At 36.3% G+C, this 16,011-nt stretch carries 14 protein-coding genes; 5 read left to right on the top strand and 9 right to left on the bottom strand.

Features of this window, described 5'->3' with window-relative positions; genetic code table 11:
- Position 1: 1 nt before the first annotated feature.
- Genes NSQ95_RS02315 through NSQ95_RS02305 form a run of 3 tightly spaced genes read right to left on the bottom strand, consistent with a single transcriptional unit; the run spans position 2 to position 3,335 of the window.
- The gene (locus NSQ95_RS02315; protein WP_340885799.1) at positions 2 to 1,423 is read right to left on the bottom strand and encodes a glycosyltransferase; all 1,422 of its coding nucleotides are present in this window, start codon (positions 1,421 to 1,423) and stop codon (positions 2 to 4) included.
- The gene (locus NSQ95_RS02310) at positions 1,423 to 2,472 is read right to left on the bottom strand and encodes a HEAT repeat domain-containing protein (RefSeq protein ID WP_340885801.1); all 1,050 of its coding nucleotides are present in this window, start codon (positions 2,470 to 2,472) and stop codon (positions 1,423 to 1,425) included. Before NSQ95_RS02310 ends, NSQ95_RS02315 begins: the two co-directional genes overlap by 1 nt.
- A complete protein-coding gene (locus NSQ95_RS02305) occupies positions 2,463 to 3,335 on the bottom strand; it encodes a response regulator (RefSeq protein WP_340885803.1) in 873 nt (290 codons plus the stop codon). Before NSQ95_RS02305 ends, NSQ95_RS02310 begins: the two co-directional genes overlap by 10 nt.
- Positions 3,336 to 3,679: 344 nt before the next feature.
- On the opposite strand from NSQ95_RS02305, the gene NSQ95_RS02300 reads away from it, so the two are divergent.
- Positions 3,680 to 4,138 (top strand): hypothetical protein, encoded by a 459-nt coding sequence (locus NSQ95_RS02300; protein ID WP_340885804.1) that lies wholly within the window; start codon positions 3,680 to 3,682, stop codon positions 4,136 to 4,138.
- A gap of 245 nt (positions 4,139 to 4,383) precedes the next feature.
- Here the strand turns inward: NSQ95_RS02300 and NSQ95_RS02295 are convergent, their stop codons facing one another.
- Positions 4,384 to 5,238, bottom strand: a complete 855-nt coding sequence (locus NSQ95_RS02295; RefSeq protein ID WP_340885806.1) for a GyrI-like domain-containing protein — start codon at positions 5,236 to 5,238, stop codon at positions 4,384 to 4,386.
- Between the two features lie 443 nt (positions 5,239 to 5,681).
- Positions 5,682 to 6,179 (bottom strand): flavin reductase family protein, encoded by a 498-nt coding sequence (locus NSQ95_RS02290; protein WP_340885809.1) that lies wholly within the window; start codon positions 6,177 to 6,179, stop codon positions 5,682 to 5,684.
- Between the two features lie 136 nt (positions 6,180 to 6,315).
- Between NSQ95_RS02290 and NSQ95_RS02285 the strand changes: the two genes are divergently transcribed.
- Positions 6,316 to 6,642: a general stress protein gene (locus NSQ95_RS02285; RefSeq protein WP_169359058.1), complete on the top strand. Its 327-nt coding sequence runs from the start codon at positions 6,316 to 6,318 to the stop codon at positions 6,640 to 6,642.
- A gap of 103 nt (positions 6,643 to 6,745) precedes the next feature.
- Here the strand turns inward: NSQ95_RS02285 and NSQ95_RS02280 are convergent, their stop codons facing one another.
- Positions 6,746 to 8,317: an IS1182 family transposase gene (locus NSQ95_RS02280; RefSeq protein ID WP_342560781.1), complete on the bottom strand. Its 1,572-nt coding sequence runs from the start codon at positions 8,315 to 8,317 to the stop codon at positions 6,746 to 6,748.
- A 135-nt stretch (positions 8,318 to 8,452) separates the two neighbouring features.
- Positions 8,453 to 9,673 carry an MFS transporter gene (locus NSQ95_RS02275; protein WP_340886940.1) on the bottom strand — a complete coding sequence of 407 codons (1,221 nt, stop codon included), beginning with the start codon at positions 9,671 to 9,673 and terminating at the stop codon, positions 8,453 to 8,455.
- Positions 9,674 to 9,976: 303 nt separating this feature from the next.
- On the opposite strand from NSQ95_RS02275, the gene NSQ95_RS02270 reads away from it, so the two are divergent.
- A complete protein-coding gene (locus tag NSQ95_RS02270) occupies positions 9,977 to 12,118 on the top strand; it encodes a DNA topoisomerase 3 (protein ID WP_340886936.1) in 2,142 nt (713 codons plus the stop codon).
- A gap of 70 nt (positions 12,119 to 12,188) precedes the next feature.
- On the opposite strand, the gene NSQ95_RS02265 is transcribed toward NSQ95_RS02270, so the two are convergent.
- Positions 12,189 to 13,235: a P1 family peptidase gene (locus NSQ95_RS02265; protein ID WP_340886993.1), complete on the bottom strand. Its 1,047-nt coding sequence runs from the start codon at positions 13,233 to 13,235 to the stop codon at positions 12,189 to 12,191.
- Positions 13,236 to 13,247: 12 nt separating this feature from the next.
- Entirely contained in the window at positions 13,248 to 14,639 is a 1,392-nt protein-coding gene (locus NSQ95_RS02260; protein WP_340886934.1) for a 5'-nucleotidase C-terminal domain-containing protein, read from the bottom strand.
- A 139-nt stretch (positions 14,640 to 14,778) separates the two neighbouring features.
- On the opposite strand from NSQ95_RS02260, the gene NSQ95_RS02255 reads away from it, so the two are divergent.
- Complete coding sequence (locus NSQ95_RS02255) at positions 14,779 to 15,276, top strand: TspO/MBR family protein (protein ID WP_251553554.1); 498 nt, start codon at positions 14,779 to 14,781, stop codon at positions 15,274 to 15,276.
- Positions 15,277 to 15,374: 98 nt separating this feature from the next.
- Positions 15,375 to 15,815, top strand: a complete 441-nt coding sequence (locus NSQ95_RS02250; RefSeq protein WP_340886930.1) for a hypothetical protein — start codon at positions 15,375 to 15,377, stop codon at positions 15,813 to 15,815.
- Positions 15,816 to 16,011 lie beyond the last annotated feature (196 nt).

The raw sequence follows: 16,011 nt of genomic DNA, 5'->3' as shown, positions 1-16,011 counted from the left end.
ACTATCCTTTCTGCGATAAGCCTTTACGCTGCATAGTTCCCCATACGTTTTTACCCAGTATAAAATGGAGCAACCCTTCACATCTCCAAAATAACGTTAAAGGCTTGTACCAAAAAATTTCCGAAAGGGATACTACGATTAACCTAAACACATCCCGAACTTTCGGGAATGCATTTGTACTCCATGCTTCTAATAATATGGATAACGCTGAAAAGATGGCTCCATAAACAACAAATAATAGCGCAAGAAGTATAGCAATCTCGTAATAGATATCTCCTAAAAAGAAGGCAATAATAATATAAATATATCCTCCCAATTCAATAACAGGTCCCAAGCATTCTACAATCCAGAAGTAAGGAAAAGAAATCATACCGATTCCTCCGTACTTTGGATTAAGGGTCATTTTTCTATGTTTCCATAAGCTTGTTATTAACCCCTGGTGCCATCTTCTTCTTTGCTTCCTTAATGTTGATAGGTCTTGTGGAGCCTCCGTCCAGCAAACGGGATCAGGCACAAATTCAATACGTTTCTTTGATTTTTTTTCCTTAAGTAGGCGGTGAAGTTTAACGACCAGCTCCATATCTTCTCCAATATTATGCTTGGAATACCCACCTGCCTCTATCACCCATTGCTTGGAGAAAACACTAAAGGCACCAGATATAATTAGTACTAAGTTAAATTTACTAAGTGCAATTCTTCCCATAAGAAAAGCTCTTAAATATTCTACAACCTGCATAACAACTAAGAAGTTATTCGATAGACCAGTTTTAAATATAGATCCTAATTGAATATCTGATCCGTTTGCTATTCGAATATTACCACCCGTTGCGATAACTTCACCGTTAGATAAAATAATAGGCTTCATCACCCGAAGCAAAGAAGTCTCTTCAAGGATAGAATCTCCATCAATGGAGCAAAAGTAAGGGTATCTCGAGACATTAATGCCTGCATTTAATGCGTCAGCCTTTCCTCCATTTTTTTTATTTACTAACAACAAGTTAGGGTGAATGTCTGACTGATAAATATCTAATATAGGCTCTGTTGATAACTGATCTCGTATAATTTTTGTTATTCTTTTCATTTTAAATTGGTCAATGATCCTCTGTTGTGTAGAATCAGTAGACCCGTCATTAACAACGATTAACTCTGTTTGTGGGTATCGCAGACTTAAAAGAGAATGGATACTATCAATCACACCTGCTTCTTCGTTGTAAGCTGGGACAATAATCGAGACTGGCTTTGAATAAATCACATCTATATAATCATCGTCTAATTCATCCTTATCCAGTTTGGATTGCTTTTTTAGCTGATGGAAAGCCATGAAAAGCATAATACTATACGTTAAAATAACGATGACCATATAAAACAATATGATTCCGGCAAAAAACAAAAGTATATAATCTAAAATATTGGCTAAGCCCATTATGGTTTAAGTCCTTTCCCTAGTGCCTCATTGGCCATATCAATTGCATACCGATCACTTGAATGCTCTATATACTCTTCCAGGCTAGTCCTTCCCCTTTTATCCTTCATCATTGTTTTGGCAGCCTGAGAGCGGACCCACCACGACTCATCCTCTAAAAGTATTTCTAAATGAGGGAGCGTATAAGAAAGTGGTAAAAGCTGAAACAATTTAGCTATCATTAGCCTTTCCTCCCAAACTGGAGATTTCACAAAAGCTAAATAATTTTCTGGATTATTAATAAATCCAATCTCATAAATCGCCCTAAGGGATTTTATCCGAATCTCAATATCCTCTTGCTGTAGTTGTACTTCTAGATGAGGCAAATACTCTATATCTCTTTTAAGCCCCAAGGTATCAATTAAGGCATAGCGACATGTTTTAGGTAAATCCACAATTTTATCGGTTAAGGTATCCAAAAGCTCAGGTGGGAGATTTAAAAGTAGTTTTTTATACTCATATTCTGATAGTTGAACATTACTGATCAGGATATGCTGTAAAAATAAATTTTTATTAAATAGCGAGTAGATTTTCAAAAGCTGAAAGTATTCTTCTCTTGAGATTTTCTTTCTCCCGAGCTTTTCACAATCTTTTTCCAGGGAGTCAATCTTAAAATCTTCAATATGAAACATAGCATTCATTCGTTTACTCCAGCTTTTACTTTGCAGAAGCTTCAAATAGTAGTCCTTTAAGTATTCATTAGAAAATTGACTAATTTTTTCTTGAATGGATTCGTTTGAGAGATTCTTTAAGTAGGTCGAAAATATTTCTTCTATACCTATTATCTCTTCTCTACTTTTAGGAATGACCTCCGGATTAAAGGGTACCCCTTCTATTAAGAAACGACGCCAATTCTCTTCATGCTTGCTGACATAAGATGCTATTTTCGCTTTTATCTTTACCTCTTTGACTCTCTTTATAATTAAGTAAAGACCGATAGAAACCAGTAACAATGTTAATAGACAGATCAGTAGGAGGACAAATTTAATGGAAATTTGAATCATAGCCATAACCTTTCAAAAGTCCTTCTTATCTGTGCCTCAAAAAGTCTAATATTAAATGGTTTTATCAAATACTCATCTACCCCTATTTCGTAGGCATAGAGCATGTCCTCCTCCGATTTTTTCTTAGTCATCATGTAAGTTATAAAGCGTTGTTCATTAGGGAGCTGTTTAACCATATGCAAAACTTCTAGACCATTTTTTCTAGGTAAAATATCGTTCATAATGATGATATGTGTATGGCTAGAACGATACCAATTAGATTCTAAAAAATCGTACCCATCAGAGAAAGCTTTTATCTCTAATTCGAACATATCAACATTCATATTTTCCATGGAAGAGCTTAGTACATTCCGAAATATTTCATTTTCCTCAAGAATACTAACCTTAATTTTTTCTACATCTTTTTCTTTAAATTGTGGTATGTATGATACTTCAAAGGGACTTCCAGTACTAATGACCTCATCTAAAGCTCTGTTTCCAACCTCTAATAATTCCTCAAACTCTACGCGATTATTCCCTATCTCTATAATAATTGCCGATAGAGTCAAAGAAGAGACAATGTTAGAGTCTGCAAACAACCTATTAAGAAAGGCTTGCGCTTCCTCCTCCCCACTTTGGGATAGTATGATACACCATTTATGAGGCTCCTTAAGTTCAAAAAGAAAATCAGTTTTTCTAATTTGGTTCCCTAAATAGGATGTTAAATCCTCTTGCTTGAATTCTAATTTCTTAAAAGAGGCTGATAAAAAAACAGCAGTAATTGTCATACGAGAGCGAACAACATTTGCTTTTAAAACGTTAAAAAAATCTTTTATTTGCGCGAATGCTTGTTTAGAGTCATACTCTCCGTTATGTATAGTTAAGCTCAATTTAATCCCCCTAACTTTTTCCATTATTTTATTTTTGTTTACAAATAATATAATTTTACCATTTATATACCCAATTTATAGAAGATTAGACAATTTAAAATTTTCAATTGAGTAATTTCTCACAAATGTTATTTAATGATTATACCTAGTAGTTCAAAAGACCTCGAAAAATTTACCATTGATACAGTTTGTGGGGTCTTTTTTATGGTCTATGTTTAAGACTATGGTGGATATTCATGAAGTTGTTTTGTTTGTAAAATGTTACACTTTAACGAACGTAAGTAGGTTAGTTTAAGGAGAAATCGAATACTTTAAGACGGGGTACTCTAGGCAGGTGGGAAAATATGCTGGATGAATTAAGAAAGTTATTTAAGAAGGATGAACAAAATAAGCTTGGTAACAAGTACATTCTAATTACAAAAAGTGAGATAAACAAAGAGTTAAAAAGAAACATAATTGAATTAGAAAAGCTAGGAGAAGAATGTGGTAAAGTTCTCCAGAAAAAGTATGAAAATGTATTCAAAATTCAGGGAAAACCCAATCTAAGAATTTGGATTTGCAGGGATATTGATGGCGATGAAGTAAAATGCTTAAATTCCGAAAAATGTCTAGAAAAAGAGTATCGATCTCAAATAGCGATAGATTATGATAGTCCAAAATTTGAGGATGATTTTTATGCAGATACAATTCAATTGTGGTATTACTTTGGTGGTTATTCTGAAGGTTCAGGTACACTATATGATTTATCAAAAAATGACCTGGAAACAGATATTGAGGAAGCCTTAAAAAATGTACTTAAATGATTGATTAACAAGTATAACCGTTGAGAAGTGAAAAAACATCAATTTACCACTCCTTTTGTTTACGAAGTATCAAGTGACTGGGGAATAGAGATTTTGGAATATATGAACCCAAAAAACATGTACGAATCCAAAGATAAACTAATTGAACTGTATAGTTGTTGGGTCGGAGAAGAAAGTATATCTAGCCTCCATTCAAAAATCCCACTAGTCGTTTTGGCGTCGACGAATGGGACATCTATTTCAAATTATTTTAATGGAATCCAAATTTCTGAATAGCAATCTGGACTGAATGGATCATCTTCTGTATACCTTTCGAACTCTGGAGTTCCTGCATGTTGATATCCGTTAGCAGGGAACCATTCAGTGAAAATTTGTTTCCAAACTTTTGTCATTGCATCAGGCATTGGACCATGTACTTCAAAAACACCCCATTTAGAAGCTGGAAGTTCAATTACTTCAAATCCTTCTTTAACGTCACCTGCATATTCTGTAGCAACCCAATAGTCAATTTTCTCATGTGGTTTTTCTACACAAATACCAAGCATTCCTTTAATTTGTCCATTATTAATTTGTACTAGCTTGTCAGTAGTGCCATCACCATTTAATTCATCCCACATTTTAGGGATTCCGATTAAATTGCCCTCGTTCTCAAGTAAAAATTCTTTTTTTATACCTATTGCTTGGAAACCTTCACGTTCTACGATTTGATATTTCATTGGTTCTGCCCCTTTCAATCTCACCTCTATCACAAGGCGGTTATATGATTTGATCTTGCCAATATTTTTTCTAGCGTCACTTGGTGAAACCTCATGCTGACGCCTAAAGGCTTTTGAAAAAGCCTCGGGAGTATCATAGCCGTACTTAAATGCAAGGTCGATAATCTTACTGTCTGTTCTTTTTAACTCGTCTGCTGCCAAAGTCAATCTTCTACGTCGAATATATTCACCTACTGTGGTTTCTGTTAATAATCCAAATGCTCGTTGAAAGTTGAATGCAGAAGAGCTTGCTTCATTTGCAATGTCCTCTATCGAAATTTCTTCTAATAAATTCTCTTCTATATAGTTAATTGCTTTTTGTAACGATTCTAACCAAGTTGACATGCTATTTCCTCCTTAATTAAATAGTAAATTTATTTCACTTTAAATACCTGTCTTTCAATGCTCTGTTCTGTCAGAATTTATTTCTATAAATAATTTTATCTTTTAATTCACCAAAATAAAGGGGCATCCTAAAAGTTATAGGGAAGTAAAACTCTTAAGTAATGTAGAATAAGAATCTACTAGCGTGCTGTTTTGGCAGGAATCTCACAAAGACAGTAATATGCAGCGTTCGAAATCCTTCGATCATGCGATGGTGAGAATTCGATGGGGGGCGTTTAATGAGTGGAATAGAAGAATCGGTAAAAAAGATGCACTTAAAGTAATGGGTGCTTTAGTAAAAACCAATATTAAAATAAAATGAGTCAGGAGAAAATATCCTAACTCATTCTTTATGTGTATTTTAAATCCATCTTTACCTTTAACATATCCTAGCCACCGAATACTTAATTATAAAACTCTTTAGGAATAGCCCCGACAAAGCGACGGTGGTATAGCAAAGGATTTTTTTCCTCATTCTTTATATCCGTGACTTCTCCTATTAATATAGTATGATCGCCAGCTTCTACTTGTTTAAATAATGTACATTCTAAAACAGAAAGACTATTTGCTAATATCGGCTGATTTAATTCGGATGCTCGCCATTCACAGCCAGAAAAACGATCTTCTACTCGGCTGGCGAACAAATTACAAAGGTCACTTTGATCCTCTGCTAATATGTTCACTACAAACTTGTCCGCTTTTAAAAACTCTTCATATAAGAACGCTTTTTTATCAATAGACCAGAGAACAAGTAATGGATCCAAAGAGACAGAGGCAAAGGAGTTAACAGTCATTCCCATCGGTTTACCTTGTTGATCTAAAGCAGTTACCACGGTTACTCCTGTCGGGTAATTTCCCATTGCAGCCTTAAAACTTTCTATTCGTTTTGATTGGTTTTCCATCCGGCAACTTCCATTCTATTTTTCTTTCATCATAACAAATACCATTTATTGTTTCACATAATACGTTTTGTATTTAGTTTAAATTTATTCAGGACGGGTAAAGTATGAAGGAGAACAAATACTGGAGGGATTTTATATGACAGTCAAATTAACTGTAGAAAATGCCGTACAGGCTAAGCAAGAAATCGAACGATTAGAAACTCAAGGGTACCATAAAGACCATATTCATATTTTTGCACATTCAAAAGATCGTGCAGACGACGTAAATGACGCATTAGATACTTCTGATGTTGGAGTGAAGGAGATGGGATTCCTTCAATCAATGAAGAATATGTTCTCTTCACGTGGAGATGAACTACGAGCTAAAATGAGCGGTGCAGGATTAACCACTCAAGAAGCAGAAGCTGCAGAAAAAGAATTAGATCAAGGTAAACTAGTAATTATTGCTCATGATCCTAAATAAGAAGTAGAAGAGGCTGGGACATAAATAGGTTCTAAGCTAGTTTTAAAGGGTGAGTCGTCAAAAACGACTCGCCCTTTTCTAATTCTTATAGAAAGTAGAGGGCTTACAGCCCTCTTAATGAATATTTCCTTAAGTTTGTGGCCATTAATGCGAGGCCGATTTCATTTTTCACTTTGGTTTTTCCACGAACAGAAAATCGTGTAAAACCTAAATTAGCTTTCAGAAATCCAAAAACTGGCTCCACGTCAGTTTTACGTTGACGATAGATAGCTGCTGTTTTTTCTTCTGAAAGCTTTTGTTGTACATATGCTTTTTGTTGTTCCCATTTCGTATTTACTGCGAGTTTACGATTCGTTCCTTCACCGGCTTTCGTACACAAACTACGAAACGGACAATCTGTACAATCTTCACATTCATACACTTTAAAGTGGCGCACGAACCCAGTAGAATCTTTACGTGTTGAATGGTGAAGGAATGATAACGTTTGATTGTTTGGACGGGTATACGTATCGGCTTCTTCATCATAAGACCAATTACTCGTTTTAAAAGGATCAACCTTATATTTTTTCTGCTGTTCTTTTCGATACATACCGTATGTAATTAAGGGCTTACGTTTTCTCTTAGATATAATATCCTCATAATTGGGTTCACTGCCGTATCCGGCATCTGCTACGATATGCTTTGGTAATTTAAAATATTGTTCTTCAATTACATCTAAAAAAGGTGAAAGTGTTTTTGTATCAGTTGGATTAGGGAATACATCATAAGCTAAAGTAAACTGGTTTTCTGTTGCTATTTGTATATTATATCCAGCCTTCAATTGTCCATTCTGCATATAGTCATCTTTCATGCGCATGAATGTGGCGTCTTGATCAGTTTTAGAATAGCTATTTCGTGTACCCAGTATCTCTAAATCTTGTTCATACTTTTGTTTGCGTTTCATCCAATCATCTACTTGTTTCAATAATTGCTTTGGTGTTTTACGTTCAGCTCGAAGTCGTTTTCGTTCAATGACATCATCAGAGGTAGTAATTTTTGTAGTGTAGTCATCGACTACATCCTCAAGTGTTACTGCAACTTCTCCAAGTTCTTTTACAGAAAGCTGTTCCATGCTTTCACGCTCAATTGCTGGTATAACCTGTTCTTCGAGTAGTTGTTCATATACTTGATTCGATTTTTCGACTAAGTTGGCGTGATGCTTTTCAATCGACTTTTTCCAAACGAATGTGAATTTATTTGCGTTTGCTTCAAGCTTTGTGCCATCAATAAAAATCGCTTGTTGGTCAATCAGCTTCTCCTCAACAAGCCTACAACGAAATTGTACAAAGCATTGGCGCAGTAATTCCTTCATTTGTGGCTGAATACGAAAACGGTTAATGGTACGGTAACTAGGTTCATATCCTTGAGCTAGCCACATCATGCGGACACTGTCTTTTGTTAAATCTTCGATTCTTCGACCTGAAAAGACTGATTGAGTATAACCACACAAAATAATTTTCAACATCATCCGTGGGTGATAGGCTGGACAACCTGTTTCTTTTTGAAAAGGAGCGAAAGCTTCTGCAGGAATACTTTCGACTAGATAATGGATATGGAAGGCAATATCATTTTCTTGTAATTTCATTTCTAAATCTAGAGGTAATATTAATTGATTCATGTTATAATTTTTAAACATAAAGGACACTTCTTTCGTTTGAAATTTAGTAGTAGGATACTTAAATTTTAACAGAAGTTGTCCTTTTTTCATGCAAAAAAATAGCTGCTGATATTTTACTTTCGTAAAATGCCAGCAGCTATCCTATTTTTGAGGTTAGTTTTGTCCCAGCCTCTTTTTGGCGTTCCAATATTGTATTAACATTACAAAAACTACATAAATCACGGGAACTATAGCTGTAATTGTAACAAGTCCACTCCATCCAAGTCGCTCCCATAGCGGTCCTAATAAGGTACTTCCCACCCCTACCCCTATATAGTAGGAAACGAGGTATAGACTGGAGGCACTCCCTTTATGATGACTCGCCTCTCTACTAACGGAGGACGCTGCCAAGGAATGGGCTGTAAAAAATCCTAAGCACACTACACATAAGCCAACTACAATCATCCAAACTGAACTACTGTTTGTAAGTAAAATACCCATACTCAGCATAAAAACTCCAGATATGAGTACCTTTCTTTGTCCTATTTTTCCTGCCATCCAGCTAGCTAACGGGGAGCCAATTACCCCAAGCCCATATGCGAAAAATATATTTGAAACAGCATCAATTGAAAGTGAAAAAGGTGAATTAGTCAGATGGAATGGTATATATGTCCAAATCCCAGTAAAAGAAAGCTGAAGCACAATTCCTAATCCGAACATTAACAGCAGGGAAGGATTTTTAAAATGATAAGCAAAGCCATCTAAATCATCTCTAAAGCTCGCTTCCTGAGGCTGGAAATTTCTAGATTTAGGTAAAGTAACCAGCACTAATATAAAAACAAATATGCCACTAACCGCTAAAATATAAAAAGCTATTTCCCAAGAGAAATGCTCTGTTGCATAACCTGTCACGACGCGCCCTATCATTCCTCCTAAAGCATTACAGGATATATATAGGGCGGTTGCTACACTCAAAAATCTCTTATCTATTTCCTCACTTATATAGGCTAATACGGCAGCTGGCACTCCAGCAAGTAGGAAGCCCTGGATAAATCGTAAAATAATAATCCACACAAAATTATCCGAAAGAGTCATAAGAAAAAAAGGAAGCACCGAGCCAATTATAGAAAATCTAACGAAATTAGTTCTGCCAATCCGATCAGAGAAAAAACCTAAAACGATTAAACCAATTATAAGACCAACTGTTGTTAAGGACATCATCATACTAGAGTAAGAAACCTTAACGTCAAACTCCTTCGTAAACATCGGAAGTATGGGTTGAACTGAATACATAGAACCGAATATAAACATGGACGCTAAGCCCAGGCTCCCTACTATTCTCCAAAATTGAAAATCTCTAATAGAATATCCTTTAAAATTATTTGAATCACTCAATATTATCCCATTCTTTCAGGAAGCCACAAAGATAGCTGAAGCTATAAGAGCCACAACTCTTCTTAATCAATACCCCTCACTACAATTCCCTCAAGTGAGTAGTCAATCCTAGCTCCATATTAATTGTCATAATTATAACAAAATTCATTAGGTTAATGTTAAAGAATATCAACAACGCCAATTAATCTTTCTTCAAACTGAAAATAGCCAGACTTATAGCTGAAAATTTAAGCTACGTTAGTCCTTTGTATTTTGCTCCAATTTAATGCACAATAAATATATGAATCTTGAAGAGGTGAAATTGTGAAACCAGTCATACTCGCTGAGAAGCCAAGTCAAGCGAAGGCATATGCAGACGCTTTTTCAGTAAAACGCCATGAAGGCTATATAGAAATTCTCCCCTCACCTATCTTTCCCGAAGGAGCTTTTATTACTTGGGGAATTGGACATCTAGTAGAATTGAAGGAACCTAAAGCATACGATCCTAAGTGGAATAGATGGTCACTCGCTAGCCTTCCGATATTACCTGACCGCTATGAATTTCAAGTAGCTAAAGGTAAAGCAAAGCAATTTACGATAGTGAAAAAACTCATCAAATCTACCGACACAGTCATTAATGCATGCGATGTTGACCGCGAAGGCTCTAACATCTTTTATAGTATTTATAACCAAACAGGTGCCAAAGGAAAAACGATTAAACGTTTATGGATTAACTCACTAGAAGTAGATGAAGTTCGTAAAGGCTTTACTAACCTGCAGAACAATCAAAAGGACTTACTCATGTATGAAGAGGCAAAAGCTAGACAAATCAGTGATTGGCTTGTTGGTATGAATGCTTCTCGCCTATACTCCCTTTTATTAAAAGAACAAGGCATACAAGACGTATTTCCCATAGGACGCGTCCAATCCCCGACGCTATATTTGATTTATCAGCGTCATATGGAGATCGAGAACTTTGTTTCAGAGCCCTTTTATGAAATAGAAGCTTTATTTACTGCAGAGCATGGAAGCTATAAGGGAAAAGCAAAAGCAAAAGAGCCTAAAAGGGAAATTATTCGAGCGCTTTTAGCTAAGCATGATATTCAGCCTAATTCGCCAGGTGTGATTACCTCTGTAGTAAAACAGGACAAGAGAATTCCACCGCCACAGCTACATTCATTATCGACATTACAGGCTACAGCTAATAGATTGTGGAAAATCAGTCCAGCAGATGTGTTAAAAACGATGCAGGGACTATATGAAAAAAAGTTAGTCACTTATCCTAGAACTGATTCTCGTCACATTACTCCAAATGAGTTTGCTTATATCGTCGGACAAGTGGAGGAGTACCAAAAACTAATCAATAAACCGTTCCCAATAGCCTCTCGCTCTCCGAAAAAACGTTATGTGGATAGCTCAAAGGTACAGGAGCATTATGCTATTATCCCAACTAAAAAGATTCCATCTCAATCTGTACTTGCCAGACTGTCACCGATAGAGAGAAATCTTTACGAGGAAATTATTCGTACGACGCTCGGGATGTTTCATACGGACTATCTTTATACAGAAACAAAGGTTACCACTGAGGTAAACGGATTGCTATTCTTTACAACCGGCAAAACTGAGGTCGACAAAGGCTGGAAAGCTCTTTTTATTCAATCATCTAATGAAAAGGAAAAAGAAGAACTAACGCTTCCTCCTTTAACGGAGCAGGAATCAGTAGCAAGTAAGATTGAAATTAAAGAAGGCAAGACAACTCCTCCAAAACCATATACAGAGGGTCAATTAATCGCAATGATGAAAACCTGCGGTAAGCTAATAGAAGATAAAGATGAAACGGAGATTTTAAAGGAAGTAGAAGGTTTAGGAACCGAAGCTACTCGAAGTGGGATTATTGAAACCTTAAAAAGACATAACTATATAAAGGTAACGAAAAATATAGTTTCTATTACTGATAAAGGGCGTGTTCTTTGTCAGGCTATTGAAGGAAACCTTCTCTCCAGCCCTTCTATGACTGCTAAATGGGAAAACTATCTACGGAAAATAGGAAATGGGGAAGGCTCTCAAGATCGTTTTCTTGGTAGCATAGCCAAGTTTATCTATAGCCTGATTAATGAAACACCTACCCAACTTAAAACCAAAAACATTACGATCAAGCTTCCTCCTAGAGAACCAAGTTCGAAATATGCAAAGTTTAAGCAGGAACCGATTGCTCCATGCCCTAAATGTGGACAAGGATCCATTGTAGCACGTAAAAATTTTTACGGCTGTACAAATTATAAAAATGGGTGCACTCAAACATTTAATGGATTTTTCTTAAAGAAAAAAATTACGCCTAGTCAAATCAAGCTGCTTTGTACAAAAGGAATAACAAACACTATCAAGGGGTTTGAAGCTGAAAATGGTCAAAAGTTTGATGCAAAGCTTGCTCTAGAAGAAGGCAAAGTAAAACTAGAGTTTAAATAACCCAGACTGTTTACATGTTAAAGAGCAAAAGGAACCGAGCCATTTACCTCGATTCCTTTTGCTTTTTCTTTTATTCAAAGGGATAGGCGTACACTGTCTCACCAAGACGTCCTGTTGTAGTAACAGCTTGAGATAAGGAGTTTACAATCGCCTCCTCAGTCACTTCTGCTGCAGCTTGGAACAGATCATTCATGACAGCATGATCATCCCTTAGGACACTCCTTGGCTCCACGCTGTTCTCAGAGACATGTGGAATTTTATGAGCAGTTGAAAATGCAATAACAATATCGCCACTTCCATTGCTAAAGTGACTCCCTGTCCTTCCTAAGCCAATACCACAACGCTTGGCAACTCGCTTGAGCTGACTATTTCCAAGAGGTACATCCGTTGCTAAAACTATTATTATGGAGCCATCTGCAGGTGTAGGATACGACGGTACGGAACTATCATCCTTTGCTTTATACCGTTCTGCCTGGAATTCTTCTTTCTTTCCAAAGTTACTTAGCACCATGCACCCAATGGTATAGGCGATATCGCTGGAGGTATCATACACTATTCTGGAGGATGATCCTATCCCACCTTTGTGACCGAAACAAATCATTCCTTTGCCAGCTCCAACTGCTCCTTCTATAGAAGCCTCTGAAGTAGCATTTTGGATTGCGTCTATTGCATGCTTAGGTTCCACGGGAAGTTCACGTATAGAATTTAGCCTACCATCGTTACACTCTCCGACCACAATATTAATTGTCCCAGTAGACACTCCGATATCAGGATTTTCTTTTAGCATATACGCCAAAGTACCTTGAGTGACCGCTGGGACGCCAAATGTATTGGTTAGCATAATAGGAGCCTCAATTACCCCTAACTCATCCACCTGCACTAGACCAGTTGTTTTGCCAAAGCCATTTAATATATAGCTAGCTCCGACAACTTTTTGATGAAATAGGTTATCTCCATGTGGAAGTATCGCAGTGACTCCTGTACAAGCATGCTCACCTTCTTGAAGTTGGTAATCTAGCGTTACATGGCCCACTTGGACACCCTCTACATCTGTAATACAATTTTTTGGGCCCACTGGTAGCTTTCCGATTGTCACACCACGTTGTCGTATTTTCATTTGCTTCATATTTTATCCCCTTATTTTAGCTACTTCCATCCACCTATTTTGATAAGCAGATTTTATGAACTCAGGTTTTTCTCCATATATTTGTATGATATCCTTAATCTCTTCTGCCCAATAGGTTTCGTTTCGATTAATGGCCAGACTAGGATAACCTGATCCCCTTTGCAAATAGTCGGAGCTTGCAACTAAATACCATTTTTCATCTTCAATTGGAATCTCATTTAAATAGATAGTTTTAATATGCTTGCCATCGTGCTCAATTTTTAGTCCAGACACGTGTAATCTGCCCACAAATCTCCCCCTAAAACCTGGACCTCGACCTTCGGCCAAGCAAACCTGGGCATCTAAGGATGATTGCAGTGCTTCCTGAATATGCTTTCCTTGAATCTCAAAAAGCGTAGGATTCAAGGGAGAAGGACAAATTTCTATTAGTTTTTTTCTAGACATCTCATGGAAGATACCTGCATTACAAATACCACTGTTAATAAGTCCAATGTCTGCCTTTAGCATATCCTTCAATCCATCAGCAATCAGATTACTAATAGGATTCTCCTCCACTACATCGTGCCAAAGAGGATTCCCTAAGGTATATAGCGGTTGACTTAATACGTTAACCGCCTTTTTTTTATTTACTTTTAAAACTGAAATAACCTGAGGATCCTCTTGTATTTCTTTAGTTGATATAGTCTGGGAGTGGATTAGGTTAACCTTTCCGCTTGTCACTTCTATTTCAACTATTCCTAGGTACTCCCCATAGTTCCCAGCACTATTCATAATCGTATTATTAATTAACTTCGCTTCTGTGAATAGTTTATGGTCATGAGCTGATATAATAATATCAATTTCCTTTATTTCATTGGCTAACGGTTCATCTGCAAATGTGCCCACGTGGCTTAGCAGAATACACACGTCATATTTCCCTTTGTTTCTTTGAATCTCTTCCCGGATAGCATTCGTATAATCGTGCATATGAATGCCAAGACCATCATTAAAAACACTCATGTCTGGTGAAGAACCAGTAATAAGAAGACGAAGACCATTCTTTTCTAAAATAATGCTTTTATGTACTCCGTTAATAGTTGTGCCATCTTTTTTCACTAGATTGTTACTTATAAAAGGCACTGAGCTATTGCTTGCCATATGCTCTAGTGTATCGACTCCGTTAAACATTTCATTGTTACCGATTGTAATTGCATCATAACCACCAGCCTCTAGCAGCTCAAGGGCCGCTATCCCCCTAGTCCCCTGTAGCTCGATGCTTTTAAAATCAGCAAAATCTCCTCCATCTAATACAATTGTATTTTCATCTCGATGCTCTCGAATTAAAGAAACTATCTTTTTATAGTTATCAAATTGACTATGTATATCATTCGTATGTAAGATTTTTAATCTTGTCATGAGCTATGTCTCCCCCTAATTATTCTCCTATCATATCATATTCTAATAATTCCATTAACTCTAATATTTTCAAAATGTAAGCGTATTCCAATGTAATTAGGGAATAATTTTTACATAAGACTATTTAGGAGGTAATCAAATGGAAGTATTAAAAGTAAATGGTGAGTTAGATAAGAAAAAATTAGCTATTAGCATTCTAGTACCTGTTATAGGAGGTTCTATTACGGGCTGGTTAGCCAATCGTAATGCACAAAAAAAATACAAAAAGCTTAAGCAGCCTTCCTTCGCTCCCCCCGCTCCTGTCTTCCCTATTGTTTGGACATCCCTTTATGCAATGATGGGACTAGCCAAATATCGTGCTGATCAAAAAGTTCAACAAGGGGATAAGGAATCACCTGCAATTCCTCTCTATGACTTACAGTTAGGTTTAAATTTCTTATGGTCTTTCTTGTTTTTCCGTTGGGGTCTTAGAGGAACAGCGCTTATTGAAATGACCATTTTGTTAGGTGCCATAGCCATGACAGCATATGAATTTCAAAAGAAAGATACTACTGCCGGCGCATTAATGGTACCGTACATCGGCTGGGTAACCTTTGCCTTAGGATTAAACTTTGCAGTATGGAAGTTAAATAAATAACTAATAAACCCCAAATTGTATAAATCAATCTGGGGTTTGTTTGTTCATTTGTTTTGATATACTTAATGGAATAGATAAACACATTAGGGAGTGACAATATGAAAAATATAAAACTATCAATGATGGAAGCAGTTTTACTAGAATCTTTACGAAGTAATGGCGTGTCCAATCAGGAGTTACTTAGCAGTTTGGATGGTCGTTCCTGGGAGGAGACTTTTTCTACCGAATATGAAGCATTACTTAATATTTACAGCCAAGATAAACAACAATTTATTGAGCTCTTGGAAAATGGCTACTCCGTTAAATTTATCACTTTTAATGGATTAAAGAACTTACTTAAAATGAAATTCAACAAACTAGAGGAACAGGATTATAAAATTGTCGATAATACGTTTGAATTATTAGAGCTTAACCCACAACAATTAAGTACTTTAAGACAGCTTCTTTCTATCAACTGGGTAGTAGATGAGCACGAACGAGAAGGTTTAGACACTGACTTGATTCTAGTTAAATTAAAGCCTGTTGTGGTGTCTGAATAATTAGAAATAAGTGACTCCAAGTAAGGAACTGTAATTTTCAGTTCTTTTTTTAGCTATGGTGGATGAGTGAAATAAATATAAATTCATAAATTAAAAAGTAGATTTGATTTCCGCGCCAGCCGGACGCTTTCATTCGTCGATAAAGCTCTATTTATATAAAAAAAATCACATAAACAAAGTCGGAAAAAGGACTTCA

The sequence above is a fragment of the Psychrobacillus sp. FSL W7-1457 genome (genome assembly GCF_038593405.1).
Classification (GTDB): Bacteria; Bacillota; Bacilli; order Bacillales_A; family Planococcaceae; genus Psychrobacillus.
This window is presented reverse-complemented; position numbering and strand designations above follow the sequence as displayed.